This is a genomic window from Paenibacillus septentrionalis, from assembly GCF_042659865.1.
In the GTDB taxonomy this organism is placed as follows: domain Bacteria; phylum Bacillota; class Bacilli; order Paenibacillales; family Paenibacillaceae; genus Pristimantibacillus; species Pristimantibacillus septentrionalis.
Window position 1 is genome coordinate 651,013 of the sequence record NZ_JBHSTE010000002.1, and the last position, 19,136, is coordinate 670,148.

Sequence of the window (19,136 nt, forward strand, 5' to 3'; positions counted from 1 at the left end):
TAGCATATATGCTTAAGCAGAACGCTTCTCTATTTCATAATGAGGTGTAGCTATGAATAATAGTCATTATTTCAAATCTATTTTTCAAATGCAATATGTTCGTCGCTGGCAGGAATATTCTCCTCGCTATGAGGATAATGCTGCCAGCCATAGCTTTCGCTGTGCAGCGATAGCCGTACTAATTAGCATAATCGAGCGACGCCTGCTTATGAAAGCTCTGTCTCCAGCTGAGCTAATCGGCAAAGCGTTGCTTCATGATCTGAACGAAACGGTTACTGGCTCCATTAAATATGTAACGAAAAAAGAAAAAACGTTAACCTCTCATATTCAGAGACTAGAAAGCGAGGTTAACCATCAGTTGGTTCAACAGCTCTCCAAATCATTGCAGCATTCCTTCACGCAGTACATTGTCTATGCTGAAGATGCCAGCTATACCGGCGGCCTTGTGCGCGACATTGATTCCTTTGATGCGATGCTGTTTTGCAAGCGTGAAAGCGATCTGCAGCAGGGGGGTTATTTCACGGCTCGTTATCAGGAGCTGCGCAGCCAGCTGCTAAGCAGCCCTAACGATTCGATTCGCTGGCTTCTTCACGCGTACGAACAGGATCAAGGAATAACGCAATTTTTACAGTACATTCTTAACCTGGACATGATTGAGCGCTGGGGCGGGAGCTTTAATCTAATCCCGGACAACGATGCTACGCACAGCTTTCGCGTTGCTGCGATTTCGCTGTTCCATGCCCATTTGGAAAAGGAAAAGTATCATGTTGATCACATTAATGTATACAGCCTGCTTGGAAAAGCGATTATGCATGATGTCGTTGAAGGCGTAAGCGGCGATGTTGCCTCACCGATCAAGCATTCCTCCTCAGAGGTGAAGGAAGCGTTCGCCCAATTTGAAGCTCAGGTTGCCCGCGATATGGTCAATGAACTGCCTAGCTTCATGGTTGAGGACATGATGGATTTTTTGGTGTATGCCAAGGACGACACCTACGAAGGTCTGCTCGTCGATATTGCTGATAAGATTGATGCGCTCATCAAAAGCAATCTGGAAATACGAAACAACCCGCATTACGCTTCCAAGTATGAGAAGCAGCTTACCCATATTCAGCATCGTTATGAAAATCCATCCGTTCTATTCTTTCTGGCGTATATTTTACACGACCTGACGTTTGATCACGTCATGCGCTAACAGCACTATAGCGCTGCAATAATAAAACGGGACACCGCCCTTTCTTACTCAGGCGGGGTGTCCCGTTTTTCTACGTCTAGCGCTTGCTATGTGCTTTAATATCTTTGGCATAGCTTGAAATTGCTTGATACAGCGATTTCCACTGCCTGCTGCCAGTAATCGGCGGTAATTCATTTTGATTATCTGACGTCACGTGCTCAGTAGACTGCAAGCGCTCCTCTTGAGGAGTCGCGATCGCCTTCGTTGCTGTTTGCTGCTCCATATTCAAGCCTTTGTCACTCCTTCAGCCAGCTGCTTCTCAATGTGAACAAATCCTTCAGTTCATCTGTGCTTAATTCAGTGATCCATTGGTCGGACTGCTGTACAATTTGATCATTAAGCTGCTGTTTTCCATCTATCATTTCATCTATTTTCTCTTCAAGCGTTCCGATCGTAACAAATTTATGCACCTGCACCTGTCTTGTTTGCCCTATTCGGAACGCACGGTCCGTAGCTTGATTCTCTACAGCAGGATTCCACCATCGATCAAAATGTATTACATGGTTTGCCGCAGTCAGGTTCAAACCTGTACCGCCTGCCTTCAAGCTGAGCACAAACGCCACATGCGGGATGTCTTCATTTTGAAAGTCTGCAATCATATCATCACGTTTTTGCTTCGGTACAGCTCCATGCAAATAAGGAACATCAAGCTCGTAGCGCTGCGACAAGATGCGCTGAATCTGCTCGCCCATTTCAATATATTGTGTAAAGATCAGGCAGCGCTCTCCCTGCTCTGCAATATGATCCACAAGCTCTACCAAACGCTCTAGCTTGCTTGACCGAGTAATTTCCCATTGTCGTTTCGACTGCTGCTTCAACAGCAAAGCAGGATGATCACACAGCTGCTTCAGCTTGGTCAGAGAGCCTAAAATTAAGCCTCTGCGCTGCATCGGCGTTTCCTTATCCAAACGATTCAGCAGTTCACTTACGATTCCCTCATACAGGGACACCTGCTCTGCCGTAAGTGGAATAAAGCTTTTGCTTTCTTGTTTTTCTGGCAATGAAAGCGAGATGCTTGGGTCTTTTTTCACCCTTCTGAGCATAAATGGCTTCACCCAGCGCTGTAATGCTTCAATTTTTTTCGAATCCTTTTCACGTTCAATCGGTACAATCATTGATTTGCGGAATTGATATAAGCTGCCCAAATAGCCGGGATTAATGAAGTCGTAGATCGACCATAGCTCTGTTAATCGATTTTCCATCGGCGTACCTGTCAATGCAATGCGGTGTCTCGCATTCAGCTTGCGAATCGCAATAGCTTGCTTGGTGTACGCATTTTTAATATTTTGCGCTTCATCCAAACAAAGCGAGTCCCAGCTAACCTGCCCGAGCTCATCACTATCAATTTGCGCAAGCGCATAGGACGTGATGACGAGATCTGCAGCTTTTATGGAAGTCAGGAACTGATGATCCTTTGGACGCTTCGTTCCATAATGCAATACCACGTTTAAATGAGGAGTGAATCGCTTCAGCTCCCGCTCCCAGTTGCCGATTACCGAAGTAGGGCAAATCAATAAAGAAGGAGCATTCGCAGCTTGCTTATTCTCTTTTATAGAAGCCAGGTACGCCATATATTGAATGGTCTTCCCAAGCCCCATATCATCTGCTAGTACAGCTCCCAGGCCGTATCGTCGAAGAAACAGCAGCCATGAAGCTCCTTGCTGCTGATAAGGTCTCAGCTCTCCTAAAAACAGCTCAGGCGGTTCCATAAGCGGAAGCTCTCGTACATTCTGAAGCTGATCCAGCCAGCTACGCAAATGCTCATTCAGCTCAATTTCGGTTTCCAGCTCAAGGTCTGAATCATCACCAAACCACTCCGCATGCTCGCCTCGCAAATGCATCTGCAGCACATCGCTAAAGGTTAACCCTTTTTTACGGTGTACCTGTTTCAACCACTTCTTCACCTGAGCTAAATCTTCCGTACTCAAATAAACCCAATTATCATCCAGCTTAACAAGACGACGATTGCTGGCTGCAATATCAAGAAAATCCTCTTCACTCAGTTCTGACTCTCCTAAGGCAAACCGCCAGTCAAACTGGACGATTTGATCCAATCCAAACATTGGCTCGGCAGCAGATCCAAGCGAGTTTCTCATTTTCCCTTTAACCTTCAATCGGCGACTGCGAACACCTTCCCACCATGCTGGCAGAATAACCTTGCAGCCTGCTGACAAGAGCTGCTGGCTCGTAAATTCAAGAAAATGCCACGCCTCCTGCTCGCTCATCGTATGCTGGAGAACGCCGAATTCGTCCACCTGCAGCTGCTGATCCAGCACCTCAGCATAACGCACACGCTCCCGCTGCAGCTTTTCTACAATCGTTTCTTTCCACTCGCTCGGCACAGTGAGGCGTCTACCATCCGACTGCTCCATCATCCAGCTTTGGGAACCGTTGTCGTACAGCAATCTGTACCACTGATCATCCTCTCTAAAGTAGATCGATGAGCGAAGCATCCAGTTTCCATGCTTGCCGACTGGCTCATGAAGGGAAATAGCCAACTTATATGGCAGAACATCCTCCTTGTAGCCAACTGCAGCGAGCCATTCCTCCTCATCCACAACCTTTGTTAGCAGCATACCCTCTCCAACATCTGCAAGCAGCTGATTCCAGCTGCGATGAATGCTCGCATCATGCTGAAGCAGATCATCAATGATCAGGCTAGACCACTTATTCAATCCTTCAAATCCATACTGCTGACCTGCTTCCAGCCACTTCTCCCAGCTTTGCTGCAGTACCCCTGTAAGCATAAGACGCCAGCTCGTTTGCTCCTGACTCCAGGAAGCGCCATCAGGCTCGAATCGTCCCTGCTCCAGACAATCGAGCACTAGAAACGCCATCTGCTGCAGCAGCTGCAGGCGATCGCTGTAATGCAGCTGAAGCAAGCGCAGTGAGGATGGAGCAGCAAGAAATTCGAATGCCTGTCTTGGCGTCAGCTTTAAGATCGTTCTTCCGTTCAATTTGCTTTCTTCGATTTCAGTTCCATACCAAGAACGAGCATCCCATCCGAACAAATAGCTCCTTAACTGACCGTAGGGCGCTTCTCTCCACCCGTCTACTCGAAGCACAACTTCATAGCCCGCTTCACCTGCACGCCAAATTCCATCTATTGATAAAGACTGTAGTCCACTATTCATTTTCATTACAATAGCTTTCCTTTCAATAGCTCCTCCTGAAATGCTCTAAGGCGGCTATACTTATGCTGCATCGCATCAAAATATCGAAGCCATACATCCTGCTTCTCCAGCTGCTCATACAAGCCTTGAAGCTTTTTCATATATTTCGCAGCCATTCGATAGCCTTGCCGGTTTCGGCTATGAATCGCTGAATCAATCGCTTGATGGTACATCGGCAAGAGCGCTTCAGGCGAATGCCGCTCAATGCTTTGCAGCTCAGCCCCCTTGAAATCATCTGGTTTCCTACCCATATACATTTGCAAATCTGTCCACTGCTCATATTGTCCCTGCGCCGCATAATGCTCAGCTAATGAGGAATAGGAATGAGGAAGCAGCATAATCATCACTGACTGCCAGCGCTCCTCGCTTGGCTGAAGCATGGATGCCTTGCGGCATAATGATAAATACGGGCCTACTGAGCGAATATGCTGACCTGTAGTGAAATGCTCTAGCAATCGGTCCATCCATATATGAACCTTATCCCATTGCTGCTCTTGCATTCTGCCTTCCACAACTGGATAAATGAGTCGCTGCACCTTTTCAAACTGACATTTCTCAAAATAGCTTATAGCTGCCTCATCCTCATGCTCATTCAGCTTGAGCACTGCTAAAGAACCGTACAGCATATTCCTCATATATGGACTTTGCTCCAGTTCAAGCTGTTGCTTGAATAACTGGACCATCTCTTGCTGTTGCGTTTCATTTCCAGCGAGCAAGCCTAGCAGATGATAATAGATATAATCCCATTCGACCATCGGTTTTTCCATTTTTGCAGCACAATCATAAACAAAGGCTAACAGCTCTCTAATCCATTCGTACTCAAACGAATGGAGCTTCTCGTCCTTCAGCTCTTTCAACCATTCGTACAGGCTGGTCATCCAAGGCTCGGCGATGCGTTTGAAGGTCATCTCATGATAATAACGACTAAAGCTGTCAACCGCGAGCAATGCCCTCTCACCGAGATAAAGCACATAGAGAATCGAGGCACACCAATGCATCCGCTGCACATTTTGCGGACTATGCTTTGCCATTCCTTTAATAGCCGTCAGCGTTTGTGATAATGGATGAAAGGAATGCTTGCATTTCTTCCAGTCCTCTCCATACTTACTGTGAAGACGCTGAAACAGCTCGGCTGGATTCGTATGCTGATCCAAACTCGAACTGCTTTCTGATTGCTGAATGGAAGATGCTCTCGTAACGCCTAACAGTTGAAAATACGCCTGCTCGGCAAGCACCTTTCCGTTTTCAAGACCTTTACTATATTGAAAAAACAGCGCACCAATATGTTCACAAAAATCAGAATGCTGACATGTACAGCTGCTGTATCTGATATGCTCTGAATCAATGACAACTGCATGCAGCTCGACATCTTTTACAATTCCGTTAACCATATTTTTAGCATATACATTTGTCTTCTGCACAGCATCTGCTTGATATAGCTGCCATGCACGTTTAACGACAGCAGTATAGTTTCCACTTTGGCACAGCTCATCAAAGGCAGCTAATAGCTGATTATAAATTTGCATGCCTCTTGAGTCACCCCATTTCGCTCTTCTCTCCATTCTATCTATTATATCAAAAAAATCGCCTCACTATAATGCTTTCTCAAGTGTTTTTACAAGTTCCTTTCGTAAAATAAAAAAGAAGCTCGCGATAACGAGCTCCTTACTCCTTTTAGCTAACCTTCAAAGGAATTTTCACTTCAAAGGTAATCGTAGTTTCATCAACAGCTTGCATTTGAATTTCACCTTTATATTGTTTGACAATGCTTGAAATAATCGACAATCCCAGACCATGATGATCGCCTATTTTAGTGCTGAAGCCGCTCTTAAACAAAGGCATGTCAACCTGCTCTTTTGCATTTGCGCAGTAATTGCTGATTTTAATATGCAAGCTGTTGTTTGCCTCGCGACCATATAGCGACACGGTACGCAATTCTTCTGGATACTTCAACACCTCATCAAAGGCATTATCAATCAAATTGCCTAGTATGCGATTGATATCTAGAGCTTGACCTGCGAGTGCAGTGAGCTTGACTGCCTTCACATCATGTTTGAAATGAATATGATACGCTTCTGCTTGCGAAAGCTTTGATCGAATGAGTGCTGCTACTGCTGGATTGCCAATATTGATATAATCATTAATCATATGAATTTCCCCAGCAATCGCTGCGGTGAACTTTTCCACCTCTTCGTACTGCTTAAGCTTAACAAGAGAGTGAATCGTTTGTACCTGATTAATAAAATCGTGTCGCTGTGAGCGGATTGACTGAAACAACGCATTAATTTCTTCAATATACGTATCCTGAGCTACCTTTACCGCTTCTTCTCGCAAGTTTTTAAAGTAGTTCATGACGAGAATGACAACCGGAACCATAATGGCCATAATCAAAATAGTTATAAGTCCTACCCGAATGACACTGTCGCCCAGGCTCTGCAAAATGTAGTCATAATTTGCAGTAATAATGAGCACGTAGCCATCCATTGGCTGACCTTTCTCATCAACCATTGCAAGTCGTTCGTCCTCTACTATGACTGGAATAAACATTTTGTATGTGTGCGCCTGATCCATTCGCTCAATTCTTATGTTGCGCTCCTCAGAATAGAAGGCATTGCGCACATCCGTAACGTCATGCTTCGATTTGTAACTGTAATTGCCGTATAGTACTGGTCGCTGTACAATATGCTTACGCTCGCTGCCGTCCTCTTCAATCGTTATTTTATCATTGGGGAATGTTCTAGGATTGACGATACTTAATTCTAGCAGTGAAGGATTCGATTCGATCAGATCCTCAAACAATCGATTCAGACCAGTTGCCTCGTTATAACGATCCACACGCGTATAATCGACATAGGGATCGATCATATAGTTGGTAGAACCATCGTAGAAGTAGCCCCATTTATATATGCTTGTATAATCAGTCGAGGATACCTCATAGGGTCCTGACCAAAAATTTGGAAGTGATGTGCCTAGCCATTTTTCCTGCACAACTGTACCTGAGAACAGCTCATGAAAGATTCGATGCCATGGATTCCAAGAAGCTGTGCTTTTATTGATTTGATTGGGGTCGGATGACTGGTACAAAACAATGTCATTATCCTCCAGCTTTTTTAAGAGCGTAATATGGGCGATGCCCAATTCCTTGGCAAGCGCAACAAGCTGATCACTCGTAATTCGCTCTACATCTCCGTCCAGTGCATATTTGGCTGCTATTGCTGCTGCTCGCAGCTCCCTGCTAATCTGTTCCTCGAACAGCTCTTGTCCTATTCGCTTCTGTTCTGCAGCGCTTTTAATTTGCTCTCCAAGTGAAACCAACTCTTTTTCCAGCTCCTGCTGCAGCATTAAGCGTGTAATATAAAAAAACACAACATTATTAACAATTACTAGTAATACGATACTGCTTATTGCGATTAGCCATACATTTCTTCGCATCGTTGCTCCTTTAAACTCGACAGGTATAAAAAACATCAATAACCCTATATTAGCATAAAAATGATGCTCTGGTCTCAAAAAATTCAGCTGTATGAACGTGTGAGCTAACAAATATTTTTTTTTGGAACAAAAAATGAGAGTTTAATTGGCCCAAATTTACTAGCCAAAAACTCTCATTTCCTTTTATCCCAGTTTTGAATCATAACTTGTGTGAACGAAGTGCAACCGTTACCGTGGTCCCTCGATCTTTATGACCGTTAAGCTTGATTGATCCTTCGTGCATCGTAATTATCGACTCGACAATGGCAAGACCAAGTCCGAAGTTGCCACTATATGCCTCGTTCTTCGCTTGCGCTCCGCGATAGTAGCGTTCAAACAGCCGCTGCTTCTCCTCTATACCCTCACCCTCATCAGAAATTGTAACGACACACTGCTTTTCGACCATCTCTACGTCGATTGATATCGAGCCTCCATTTTTTTCATGCTTGATTGAATTAGTCAGTAAATTCACCCATACCTGATGCATGAGTACTTGATCGGCATAGACTACAGCTTGATCATTGGCATTCAACAGCACTGTTAGTTCCTTGCTGGTCATTTGCCATTCGAGCAGCTGCAGCACTTGTCTTAACTGCTGCTTTATCGGATAGACCTGTCTATTCAATGCCTCTGGCTTATGCTGCACATAAGAAAGGAGTAGAATGTGCCTGCTTAAAGCAGATAGCTGCTGGACTTCATTAGAAATAATCGTTGCATAGCGTTTTCGTTCTTCTTTCTTGAGGTGGTCCTGTTGCAGCATTTGTGCGTATCCTTGAATGGAAGAGAGCGGGGACAGAAATTCATGAGAGATATTCCCGATATATTGATGGAGTACCTGTTCTGCGTAGTCCATTACACTGCTGTAGCCTGTTCGCTGCTTATGGCTTGTATCAGGCTTCACCAGCAGTGCAGGCGAAACTGCTTTAGCATGAATGCATGCAAGCTTGGCTATTGAATTCCCTTTCTTCACTCTTCTATTTCTTTTGATACGGTGTTTATGCAGCACGTGCATCAAGGCATCACCTCTAGCTTGTAGCCTATCCCTCTTACTGTATGAATCACAAAACTGTCTGCGTAGCTTATAAAACGTTTGCGTATTCTTTTTATATGCACATCCACCGTTCGTTCATCTCCTGCATAATCTGATCCCCATACGAGATAAATGAGCTCATCCCTGCCAAACAATCTTCCAGCATATTGTGCGAGCTGAGCGAGCAATTCGAACTCCTTAAGCGGTAATATAAGAACATGATCACCAATAACAACTTCAAAGTTCTGTCGATCAATCACTACCCGATTCAGTACAATTCTATCGTTCGAAGCAAGCAAATATCTTCTGAACAATGCCTTGATGCGATACAGCAATTCGGAAGGCTCATACGGTTTCGTAACATAATCATCAGCACCACACTTAAACCCCTGCTCCTTATCCGACAGCTGATCACAGGCTGTAAGAAGAATAACCGGAATATTATAGTTGCTTCGTATATGCTCGCAAACCTGTAGACCATCTACCCCAGGCATCCGTATATCAACAATCGCCATATCGACTAGGTGTTGCTTAAGCAGTCTAATCGCTTCCTCACCATTGCCTGCTTCTATTACTTTATAGCCTTCCCTTGTCAAAGCGTGATTGAGTAATGCTCGATTGTGGGCTTCATCATCTGCAATTAAGACTTGTTTCACAGCATTATCCCCTCCAACATTTACTCCTTATCGACCTGCTGCATGTCACGAAACTATAAGGCTGTTGCAACTTTATAATGAAAATGATAATCAATATCATAATCAAAGTAAACCATTGCCATCCGTCAAAATTTAGATAAAACGCTATAAAACAACCGGAATATACCACTTTTCTCCATAAATCTGTCATTTACTGGTCTATTCGTTTCATTGCTGCAGCTCTGGATAAAGCATAGGAAGCAGCGCATCCATCGCATCTATCGCATACAAGCTTGCAGTCGTTCCAAATAAAGCCTCTTCCAGGTCATACACTCGACCATTTTTCACTGCATTAAAATGCTTCCATATGTCATTTTGCTGAAATTCTTTATCAAACATTACGATAACCTCTTCAGGCATGCCGTGTGCGGCGCGCAATATAATGTCAGGATTGGAATTGTACAGAAATTCCGTATTCGAGGCCAAGTATTCGACACGCTCTCCCTGCACAATATTGATCCCGCCTGCCAGCCGTACCAAATCCCCAATGTAGGAATGCTCTGTTGCAACCAGATAGCTCCCTGGAACCCCCATTAAAATAAGGACGCTTGGCTTCTCATAATCAGCTGTCAGCTGCTCAATCTCACTAACTTTCTGCTCAAATTTGGTAATAATTTCAGTGGCTTGCGCTTGACGATCATATCTTTCTCCCAGGTCAACAATCGCTTGATTCATTGCTGCAACGCTTGTCAAATCAAGAAAATTTGCAACAATCCCTGCTTCTTCAAAAACTGGCTTCAAATCATATTCAAGCGTGGTGACAGAGAGCACCTCTGTCGGCTTAAGCGACTTGACGAGCTCCATGTCTGGACTCATCGGATTACCAACCTTGGTTACACCGTCATATCGTTCTGGCAGAACCTTTACACTTGTAGGAATGCCTACAACATCAAGCTCAAGCTTATCCAATAGTTGAGTAATCGCTACTGTCGTTGTTACGATACGATACTCGTCGTCCCTATGCTTGGATGCATCAATGTATAGCTGATCCTGATCGTCTAGCAAGGCTAGAGCTTCTTCTCGTTGAGAGTTCTCTATGCCTGCCTGTCGAGCAACTGCCGTAAGATCACCATTGCTTTCCTGGGCACAGCCTGTTAACAGCAGCACACCTGATAGAAAGATGCAAGCTATGCCCGTTATCCATCTATTCATGTTATAATGGCCATCCTTTCAACTATGATAACTCATTGTTCTGCCAGCTCCAGTAAGCGACCGAAGATGCTTAATGCCTCGGCTCATGTAGCAATGGCCAATAAGTGCAGGCTGCTTTTAATAACATGTATAATCACTTGGCACACAACAAACATGTATTTATCGAAGCGATTTCCCTATTCTGCTCTCGCTTGTCGCTTACGGTAGATCAATACAGTCACTGCACCAGCCACAAGTAAAATAGACAAAAATACAATGACGATAATTCCGCTTCTTTTGCTGGAATCCTCTGTGACACTAGCCGATACGATAGTTGCAGCATCTTCGGTAACTGCTCCATCCAGTGCTGATGCAAGCTCAATCGTGTTCTCATGATCAACAGCTGACTCAGGTTTACTGGTTCCTTCTATATCAGTTACTTCAGTTACATCAGTTACATCTGCCTCAGCTACATCCAATTTCACTCCTTCGTTATCCCCAATCTGGACGCTTGCTCCATTCTCTTCACCTTGCTGTTGATCCATTCGATCTACAATCGAAGTGCTGCTCTCGCCAGCCGTATTGCTTGTTGCGGAACGTATTGGCACAGAAGCTGACTCTGGTAAAGCAGAGGCTGTTGCTTGAGGGGCAGCTGTTGGTGCTGATGAAGGTTCATTTTTTTGAGGAGCAGCACTTTGAATTGGTTTTGCACTCTCTTTAACCGTATCATTCGGCTTCTCCGAATTCGCTGCTGCAGTTGGCTGCGGCTCAACAGTTGGCTCCGGAGCCGCATTACTCTCTGGTTTACTAATTAGCTTCAATGTGCTCGTGTCAAAAACAAAACGAATCGTATAATTATGGTCGTAATCAATTTCCGGAACGGTTACATGAATTTGTGACAGCATTGGCTTATCAAGACTGGCTAGAGAAAATTGTACAAGTCTTGTATTTTTGCTGCTATCTCGACTGATTACGTTAGCGTCTACGTAGTCGTCTCCATCCGACACTTTAAATTGTGTTACCCATTCACTGTGATTGATTGTCATTTGAACGGTAATTGTGCCACTGCTAACGATGACTGTCGCCGGCTTCTCCCAATAATCATTAGCCATAGATACCGATTCGTCATCAGGCTTCTTAATTATATAATCAATTGTATATGTGCCGTCGCCCTCAGAAGCTGCATGTGCATAACTAGCTCCTTCAAGCAAAACGAATATACTCGCAAGCAGCAGAACGGCACTTAGCGTCTTTTGGAATATCCTGTACATGATAGATCTCCCCTTCATTCATTAGTGAGCACTAGCAATACAACGCATTCAAGAAAATGATAATCATTATCAATAGAGAATCAAAAAAAATTTTCTTTATGTATGCTTAGTGCTTCGGCTCGTTGATCCATTGCTAGAAAAAAACGATCTCAACAATAATCGTAGCTTCGAATTATGAACGCAATATGAACAACAGATTACAAATTCACGCTAGCTTCGCAACAAATTGATAAAATAATTTCGCTTGTTATGAGCCGAACTGCTCACAACAAGCGAAATCTTCTACCATTCATTACATGAACATATGCAGGCTGCTACGTGCCAGCTTTCTCCAGCAAGCGAATAATAAGCGTCAATGCTTCTGCTCGAGTAGCAGTACCATTTGCATCGAAGCGATTATTTTTTTTGCCCACGATCAAGCCTGCTTTCACGGCTGCTGCCACTTCCTTTTGAGCCCATCCAGGAACCTGTGCCGCATCAGAGAACTGCAACGCTCCAGCTGCATCAACATCGAGCTTGGCAGCACGTGCTACTATTACAGCTAATTGTGCACGTGTTAATTGATCATTCGTGCGGAAAGTCGAATCCGCATAGCCTTGAATCAAGCCCTCGGACACTACTCTCGCAACATGCACCTTGGCCCAGCCTGGAATACTTGTGAAATCAGTTAACGTATTTACCTCGCTGCTTTCTTCAAGCTTCAAAGCACGACTGAGCATCACGGCAAATTCGCCTCGAGTCACAATACCATTTGGTCGGAAGCTGCCATCTGCATAGCCATTCACAATCCCAAGTTTAATCGCTTTTTCTATGCTAGCCTTGGCCCAATGGTTTGCTGCATCTGAAAATGCAACCGTTGCTGTACCGCTATTCGAGCCTGCCTGCTGACCGCTTTGTGCATTGTCATCAGACTGCTTCGGTTTCTCTTCATCTGTTTTCACCTCTTCCTGCTCTTCTTCATTTACGCTTCCCGGATTCGGAAGATTGGGCGCACTCGGCACATGACTCGATCCTGGTACTGATGGATTTATGCCTGCGTTGGACGCTTGTGCTTCGTGAAACTTAAACTGGATATCATAGGAGTTGTGATAGTTAAACTCTGGCCAATCGACCTTCACCCAACCATTTATTGAGGAGGATAAATTGCTGAGATTAAAACTGACGACACGCTGATTCAACGCAGTATCTGAATGAGCGATGCTGCCACTGCTGCCGCCTATCGTTAACCCGGTTATTTCTTTGCTTCGCAGCACTGTAAAGGAAACGGTTTTTGAGTTCCCAGTTACCTTAACTAGTGCAGTCGGCACAACATAGTCTTGTGCTACAGATTGTTGCGTTGTACCGTTCTTATAGATCGTAAACGGAACATAGTAATTTCCATCAGCAGGATATACAGGACCACCAGGACTTGGCGTTCCTGGACTTGGCGTTCCTGGACTTGGCGTTCCTGGATTTGGTCCCGGGTTTCCAGTTCCAGGATCGTCTTCATACACAGTTTTAAATGTTTCGAGCGCCTTGCTTAAACGCTGATACGCTGCATCTGTTGTTTCTTGATCGGAAGGAAACCGAACTGCTTCTTCATGAGCAAGCTTGATTGCATTGGCAAGTGCTGTACGGGCAATCTCATAATACTCACCAGCCTGCTCGCGTTCAACAGCCTTGTCATAAGCATCGGTCGCTTCAAGAATCAGATCATACAGCTCTTCATTGTCTGCCCCGTTAAAATTCAAGCGAATGCTGTGCGTGCGATCGTAATTCATTGCAGGTACAACAGTGCGCACTTGCGCATCAAGCAATGAGCTCAAGTCATCTACTTTAAATTCAACCACTCGCGTGTCATTTTCTTTGTTCTCGCTAACTGTTGCAGCGGCAACGAACTGATTGCCTGTTTTTACGTTCAGCTCAGGAACACTGCTGCTGCTCGTAACTGTAAACGATACATGCATGGTGCCTTGATCGTCAGTTGCCACAATAGCAGGCTTTTCAAAATACTGTTCCATTCTTGAAAACGCCTCATCACTGCTATGCGCAACCGAGAAATACACTTGCTTCGTCTGCGCTGCCTGGAACGTGTCTACCGCGGCATGCAAGGCTTTAGTTGCTTCAAGAATTTGCGGTCGCGGCGCGGATAGTTGATCTGCGGTCGCTTGCGCCGTTGCAATCGCGGCTTCCAATCGAGTAATATGATAAGCCGAATGCTGACCTAACGCTGTACCCTCTTCCGCAGTATCCAGCAATATATGCGCATCATCAATTAGCTGCTGCAACGCATCCAGATACGCTTTGTTAAAGCTAATAAATACGGTATGACGCTCCTCTTCAGGAAGCTCCATCGGATATTGCAGCGCCCATAAGCCTTGCCACAGCTCATCATTTTGTATATAAGTACGGTTCGAGCTTCTAACCTCTGTCTGATACACTTTAATGGTATCTTTATGTTCGCCTGATAAAACATTAGCAAAAGCAGTAGTGTTCGTTACATCAGGTTGTTTAACAGTTAAAGCAGAAGTTGACGACCACCTTGAAAATAATCCATCTGCTGCTGAAATAGACATCGTTCTTATCGATCTATCAGTCAACTCATCCTTTTGATCATAGAACGCAATATTTGCATAGGCATGATAATAGTCAGGACCTGCCTGCTGCAACAATACAGCATGAGTGCTGATCTCATTGGCATATGGAGATAACTTCGCATCCTTTTCCAATGAGTCCAATACGAGAATCTCAACATCTTGCGCGGTAACTCGCTGCTTTTCGTATAACGCCCAATCACCAGCAGCATTTGCAGTATTATAGGCTCCATTCACTTCAGCTTGCGTTGCATTCTCTTTATCTACTAGAAGCAAAGCTTGTGCGATTTGCTCTTTTATTTTTGTGACAGGACCCTTGTACCCAACCGCCGGGCCAAAGTAATCGAGCGGCAAGTATTCACCATCAGATAGAGCAGCTCTGTTCGAAGGCAATCCCGCTTCACGCTCTCCGGCATCGGCTTTGCCTGCCACCCATGCAGAGGCTGTTTCGATCCATTGAACCAGCCTTGATTTATCAACTGCGATACGTGATGCTTCAAAAGCTTTAATCGCTTGGTCGACTACCTGATATGCCGCTTCCAAATTTCCCGGCTCTTCCTTAATTAGACTTTCCGCAAGCTCAAGCTTGCCCAGTAGCATCTGCTTGGAGCCTGCTGGATAGGTGCCATCATAGTCACCTTCTACAGCATCATCATACAGGGCGTACCCTTCCGCCACTCTTTGTACAAATAATTGCTCCGTTACGCCAGCAACAGGCGGCTCTTCCTCCCCGCCACCAGGATGATCTGGCAGTGTAATATCGCTTGTATTGATTTCAAGCTGTGCTGTATACCAATGATTATAAGGAATAGGCAATCCATAAATGTTATCTTTATCATCAATATGCATCAAAATATCTTGCTTTTTCCAGATATCTTCAATTACAAATTGCACGACTACATTATCGGGATGTTCAGCGTCACGTACAACGACAGCTTCATAACCTTCTTGTCCCGTTACAGACTCAATATCATTTACGGTATGAATGACCGCTTTGGCTGCACCTGCTTTGCGAGCAGCCAAATAAGCAAACGTGGCATAGTTTGCTTTCTTAATTTCATGCTCAAATACGGACTTGCCGTTGGATACAACCAACCTTCCGCTGTCTTTCACCAAAAATGTGTCTGCTGCTGATGTTTCAGTTGTACCGTCCTTCACATAACGAAAGGAAACCGCATATTGTCCATCAGGGATAATCGTTCCAGGCTCAACATAAGCCGATACAGAAGCTGGTACGGCCAGACCAACGAATAACGCTGCAATTAATAATACTGATAACACTCTTCTTATCCGATTCAAATTAAAAACTCCCTTTTTTGTAAAGTGACTCATCTTAATTCATCAAAATCCAACAAATGATTTAACGGGTAAAAGAGCGTTCTGCCAAAGCAGAGCGCTCTTTTGCATGCTTCAAGTAATCGGGATTATCCCCAAACTAGATTGAGTTTGTACCACGTATTATGCGGACCCGCAACGACGTTCAAATACAATTCAATTGGAGCTGAACTGTTGCCAGGGAACGTTAACGTTGTCGTATCTGAAGCTGCATGATAGACACCTGAATAAAGCTGTCCATCTACTTCAACCTGTGGAAAGTAGTTTCCGCTTAACGTAAGCGTGACATTGCCGCCTGATACCGTAGCGTCAGCTGCAATATAACCGCTGGAATGAGCATGATATGCATCATTGTATTCAAAATAGTAATTATAGCTGTTGTACGGATTCGCAAAAGCAGAAGCTGCCATAGCTAGCATAAGCACCAAAGCCAACATCAAAAGACCAACCGATTTTTTCATTGTTTTCACCATTACTTACACACTCCCTTGACATATGATATAAAAATCAATATAACAGCTTGCTGTTTACACCTGTTGCCTTCTTGCATATGCTCTTTAGCATATAAAGCTACAATTAAACTGCAGGCATTCCTCCTCTACGACTCGCTATACATTCGCTGAAGCAGTCAACCACCAATCTAAGATAATGATAATCATTATCAATATGAGCGCAAAAAAAATGGGCGACTACAGCCTGGATGTACCGGTAAACATCCTACGTTTCACGTATACCGCGAAATGTACGTGCGGCTTCTCCAGCTACTTACCAATGTACAGCCCCATTATGAACAGAGTATGAACAACACATTACAAATTAACCACGGCCATAAAGTGAACTCACAATCTAATGCAATGCTGCCTGAACAAAACATGTTTTATGTACAAAAAATGAGAGCTTAATTGGCCCATTGGAGAAAGCCAATAAACTCTCAAACCTTGCATTCACACGGCAAATGATATGAGTTAGCTGGAAGGCGATTGGATCAGACTAGATCTTTAGCTCTCCCATCTTAATTAACTCTACAACTGCTTGCGAACGACCTTTCACATTCAACTTTTGCATAACATTGGAGATGTGGTTTGAAACACGCCGAATTCATTCCCTCATTTTGCAGTTTCCTGCTCCATTATCTTCACGACGGCTTCGTTAAGTGTTCTGACCTGATTGAGCAACTGGGCAACATCCTCCTTGGAGAATGAAACTGTAGCACTATAATCGGCTTCTGCCCGGTGATCCATTAATCGATTATACAGCTTCACAAGTTCAACCGACAGAAGTCCTGTTGCGCCGAGATTTTTGTTGACCCAGCCTCGGACATAGGTGTGTTGTTGCTGACCTTTTCGCCTCTTGCTAAAATCAATGCTGTCACATATTGAAAAGCGGAATAATACAAAGCGCTAACACAGCTATCATACATCCCAGAGGAAAATGAAAACTCAGCAAGCTTGAATTTCTGTTCTGCCTTGCTTCCCATTACTTCCACTGCTTTAAGATATCGCAATAACAATCCCCTCCTCAACAATGTTGTCTTTTAGGGGAAGCCATATGGAATCTTTCTCTGACCGCCATTCAGCAGCGTTTTCCAAAATACACGTCAATTGAGTACCATGCTGCAAGTTAATTTCATAAACCGTATCGGAAAGCAGTTCACGATTATGCCAATTTTTCTCGTCCTCTATGAGAACTAATACATCAAGATCAGACCATTCGTCATAATCTCCTCTTGCTTTGGAACCAAAAATAATCTACTCACTTAGTTGAAAGAGTAGAGCAAGTCGTTGCTGCAGATGGATTAATGCTTGTTTTTCTTGAAGAGTTAACGAGTTTTTTTCCGAAGGAGCATTTGTGCGCATTCACTTGTCCCCCCTTTAATTGGATTACTGCATGACTCAAATTAGATTGTACCATGCCCTCAAGTTGTCCGCACTGGGCGGTTTAAGGCTGGTCAATTGATTGCAATGATGATTACCTTTTATCTTTCAAAAAATCGACAGGAACAATAAGCCCGTTTATGGATACCAGCTTATTGAAGGGATTGCTTTGCTCCGACCTTTATGTGGAAAATTCACCGCCGAAGTATCCCATTTTGAACATATCGCGTATCATATTGGACTTTTGTGAGGTGGTGCTTTGACCAGTTCCAAAGTATTCGCATATCTCGTGAACGGATACGTTAAGGCTCAAAACTCTTGTCGAACAAAAAGTTCACCGTACCAGTCACGTGAATTATACCAGCTGCCCAAGTCTCAATACAGATCCAAATAATACAACAGTTCAAACATTTGAGATAAAAACTTCGAATAGTTTATATCCTCTCCACGTTTTAAATCCATTATCATGTCCTGTACACTGTCCCACTTATCAAGCATTACTGGATACGTAATTCTATGCTCATACTCTCTTATTTGCTTTAAGTTTGTCAAGTGTCGCGCTATTACTTCCTCATATGTTATGGTTTCGGTTCTTGAATGGGAGTATGAAGAAACATTAGAAGAATTAACAAAAGTTGATTGGCGCGTTCGTAATTGTGCTATTCTGTCCCGTTCTCTTTGTCGTCTCACTTGAAATAATTCATGCTGAAACATTTTCTCAATCCTATTCACTTGAATCGATGAGAGAGGAAGACCAATATCAATTTGTGTTCTCAAATTTTCTGTCAAATTCAATTCGTTATAATCAGTCGGCAAATCCCAGCACTGCTCGTGTCGAATGAGTATCTCGTCACGTTCAAGATCAATGTTATGAAAACCATTCGTAATATCTTTAATCAGTTCAGCAGACATCATCGTATAGTTTCCCAAGCAAGTTTCACCAAGCTGATAGGTTTTATTCTCCTTGCGATGATGAACGATATAGCAGTATCTAAGCGTTATTCCGCACTCGCATTTATACGGACGGTTACCATACCCACCATCTAGTATCTCTTTTAGTTCCCAGTCGTTTAATTTTTCCCAAACCTCATCTATTGATACGTTGGAATGCAGCACAATTCCCTTTTTATGAGCGAGTTTCTCTAACCATTTACTTTTTTTACTTTGCTTCAAATAGCTCTGCAAAAAGATTAATTGATTGTCATCCAACAATTGAAATAATCGATTAACTTCCTTTTCAGTTAAAGGGGATGGCATTTCTCTCCCTCCATTCAAAGCTAGGTCTTAGTAACTAAATCGTACCATAAAATTACAATCTCTGCACTCACATCCTTCATGCGAAGGTAACTATG

At 43.8% G+C, this 19,136-nt stretch carries 17 protein-coding genes and 1 pseudogene; 1 reads left to right on the forward strand and 17 read right to left on the reverse strand.

Annotated features, from left to right (window positions below):
* Positions 1 to 52: 52 nt before the first annotated feature.
* Positions 53 to 1,192, forward strand: a complete 1,140-nt coding sequence (locus tag ACFP56_RS08130; protein ID WP_379233117.1) for a YfbR-like 5'-deoxynucleotidase — start codon at positions 53 to 55, stop codon at positions 1,190 to 1,192.
* Positions 1,193 to 1,268: 76 nt separating this feature from the next.
* Here ACFP56_RS08130 and ACFP56_RS08135 read toward each other — a convergent pair whose 3' ends face one another.
* From ACFP56_RS08135 to ACFP56_RS08215, 17 genes and pseudogenes are all read right to left on the reverse strand, one after another.
* Complete coding sequence (locus tag ACFP56_RS08135) at positions 1,269 to 1,460, reverse strand: hypothetical protein (RefSeq protein ID WP_379233119.1); 192 nt, start codon at positions 1,458 to 1,460, stop codon at positions 1,269 to 1,271.
* 7 nt (positions 1,461 to 1,467) lie between these two features.
* Positions 1,468 to 4,371 (reverse strand): DEAD/DEAH box helicase, encoded by a 2,904-nt coding sequence (locus ACFP56_RS08140; protein WP_379233121.1) that lies wholly within the window; start codon positions 4,369 to 4,371, stop codon positions 1,468 to 1,470.
* The gene (locus ACFP56_RS08145) at positions 4,371 to 5,930 is read right to left on the reverse strand and encodes a hypothetical protein (RefSeq protein ID WP_379233123.1); all 1,560 of its coding nucleotides are present in this window, start codon (positions 5,928 to 5,930) and stop codon (positions 4,371 to 4,373) included. The genes ACFP56_RS08140 and ACFP56_RS08145 overlap by 1 nt, the downstream gene beginning before the upstream one ends.
* Positions 5,931 to 6,078: 148 nt before the next feature.
* Positions 6,079 to 7,836, reverse strand: coding sequence for a sensor histidine kinase (locus ACFP56_RS08150; RefSeq protein WP_379233125.1), 1,758 nt, complete (start codon positions 7,834 to 7,836; stop codon positions 6,079 to 6,081).
* A 199-nt stretch (positions 7,837 to 8,035) separates the two neighbouring features.
* Entirely contained in the window at positions 8,036 to 8,845 is an 810-nt protein-coding gene (locus ACFP56_RS08155; RefSeq protein WP_379233127.1) for a sensor histidine kinase, read from the reverse strand.
* 41 nt (positions 8,846 to 8,886) lie between these two features.
* Positions 8,887 to 9,561, reverse strand: coding sequence for a response regulator transcription factor (locus ACFP56_RS08160; RefSeq protein WP_379233129.1), 675 nt, complete (start codon positions 9,559 to 9,561; stop codon positions 8,887 to 8,889).
* 207 nt (positions 9,562 to 9,768) lie between these two features.
* A complete protein-coding gene (isdE, locus tag ACFP56_RS08165; protein ID WP_379233131.1) occupies positions 9,769 to 10,752 on the reverse strand; it encodes a heme ABC transporter substrate-binding protein IsdE in 984 nt (327 codons plus the stop codon).
* Between the two features lie 176 nt (positions 10,753 to 10,928).
* Positions 10,929 to 12,002 carry a heme uptake protein IsdC gene (gene isdC, locus ACFP56_RS08170; RefSeq protein WP_379233133.1) on the reverse strand — a complete coding sequence of 358 codons (1,074 nt, stop codon included), beginning with the start codon at positions 12,000 to 12,002 and terminating at the stop codon, positions 10,929 to 10,931.
* A gap of 314 nt (positions 12,003 to 12,316) precedes the next feature.
* A complete protein-coding gene (locus ACFP56_RS08175) occupies positions 12,317 to 15,874 on the reverse strand; it encodes an NEAT domain-containing protein (RefSeq protein WP_379233135.1) in 3,558 nt (1,185 codons plus the stop codon).
* A gap of 125 nt (positions 15,875 to 15,999) precedes the next feature.
* Positions 16,000 to 16,383 (reverse strand): hypothetical protein, encoded by a 384-nt coding sequence (locus ACFP56_RS08180; RefSeq protein ID WP_379233137.1) that lies wholly within the window; start codon positions 16,381 to 16,383, stop codon positions 16,000 to 16,002.
* 517 nt (positions 16,384 to 16,900) lie between these two features.
* Positions 16,901 to 17,005, reverse strand: a pseudogene (locus tag ACFP56_RS08185) (LuxR C-terminal-related transcriptional regulator); the annotation flags it as partial.
* 11 nt (positions 17,006 to 17,016) lie between these two features.
* A complete protein-coding gene (locus tag ACFP56_RS08190) occupies positions 17,017 to 17,172 on the reverse strand; it encodes a hypothetical protein (protein ID WP_379233139.1) in 156 nt (51 codons plus the stop codon).
* Positions 17,169 to 17,414, reverse strand: coding sequence for a HEPN domain-containing protein (locus ACFP56_RS08195; RefSeq protein WP_379233141.1), 246 nt, complete (start codon positions 17,412 to 17,414; stop codon positions 17,169 to 17,171). Before ACFP56_RS08195 ends, ACFP56_RS08190 begins: the two co-directional genes overlap by 4 nt.
* Entirely contained in the window at positions 17,401 to 17,658 is a 258-nt protein-coding gene (locus ACFP56_RS08200) for a nucleotidyltransferase family protein (RefSeq protein WP_379233321.1), read from the reverse strand. Before ACFP56_RS08200 ends, ACFP56_RS08195 begins: the two co-directional genes overlap by 14 nt.
* 307 nt (positions 17,659 to 17,965) lie before the next feature.
* Positions 17,966 to 18,097 carry a DUF6398 domain-containing protein gene (locus ACFP56_RS08205; RefSeq protein ID WP_379233143.1) on the reverse strand — a complete coding sequence of 44 codons (132 nt, stop codon included), beginning with the start codon at positions 18,095 to 18,097 and terminating at the stop codon, positions 17,966 to 17,968.
* Entirely contained in the window at positions 18,087 to 18,134 is a 48-nt protein-coding gene (locus ACFP56_RS08210) for a hypothetical protein (RefSeq protein ID WP_379233323.1), read from the reverse strand. The genes ACFP56_RS08205 and ACFP56_RS08210 overlap by 11 nt, the downstream gene beginning before the upstream one ends.
* A 25-nt stretch (positions 18,135 to 18,159) precedes the next feature.
* A complete protein-coding gene (locus tag ACFP56_RS08215; RefSeq protein WP_379233145.1) occupies positions 18,160 to 19,041 on the reverse strand; it encodes a hypothetical protein in 882 nt (293 codons plus the stop codon).
* Positions 19,042 to 19,136 lie beyond the last annotated feature (95 nt).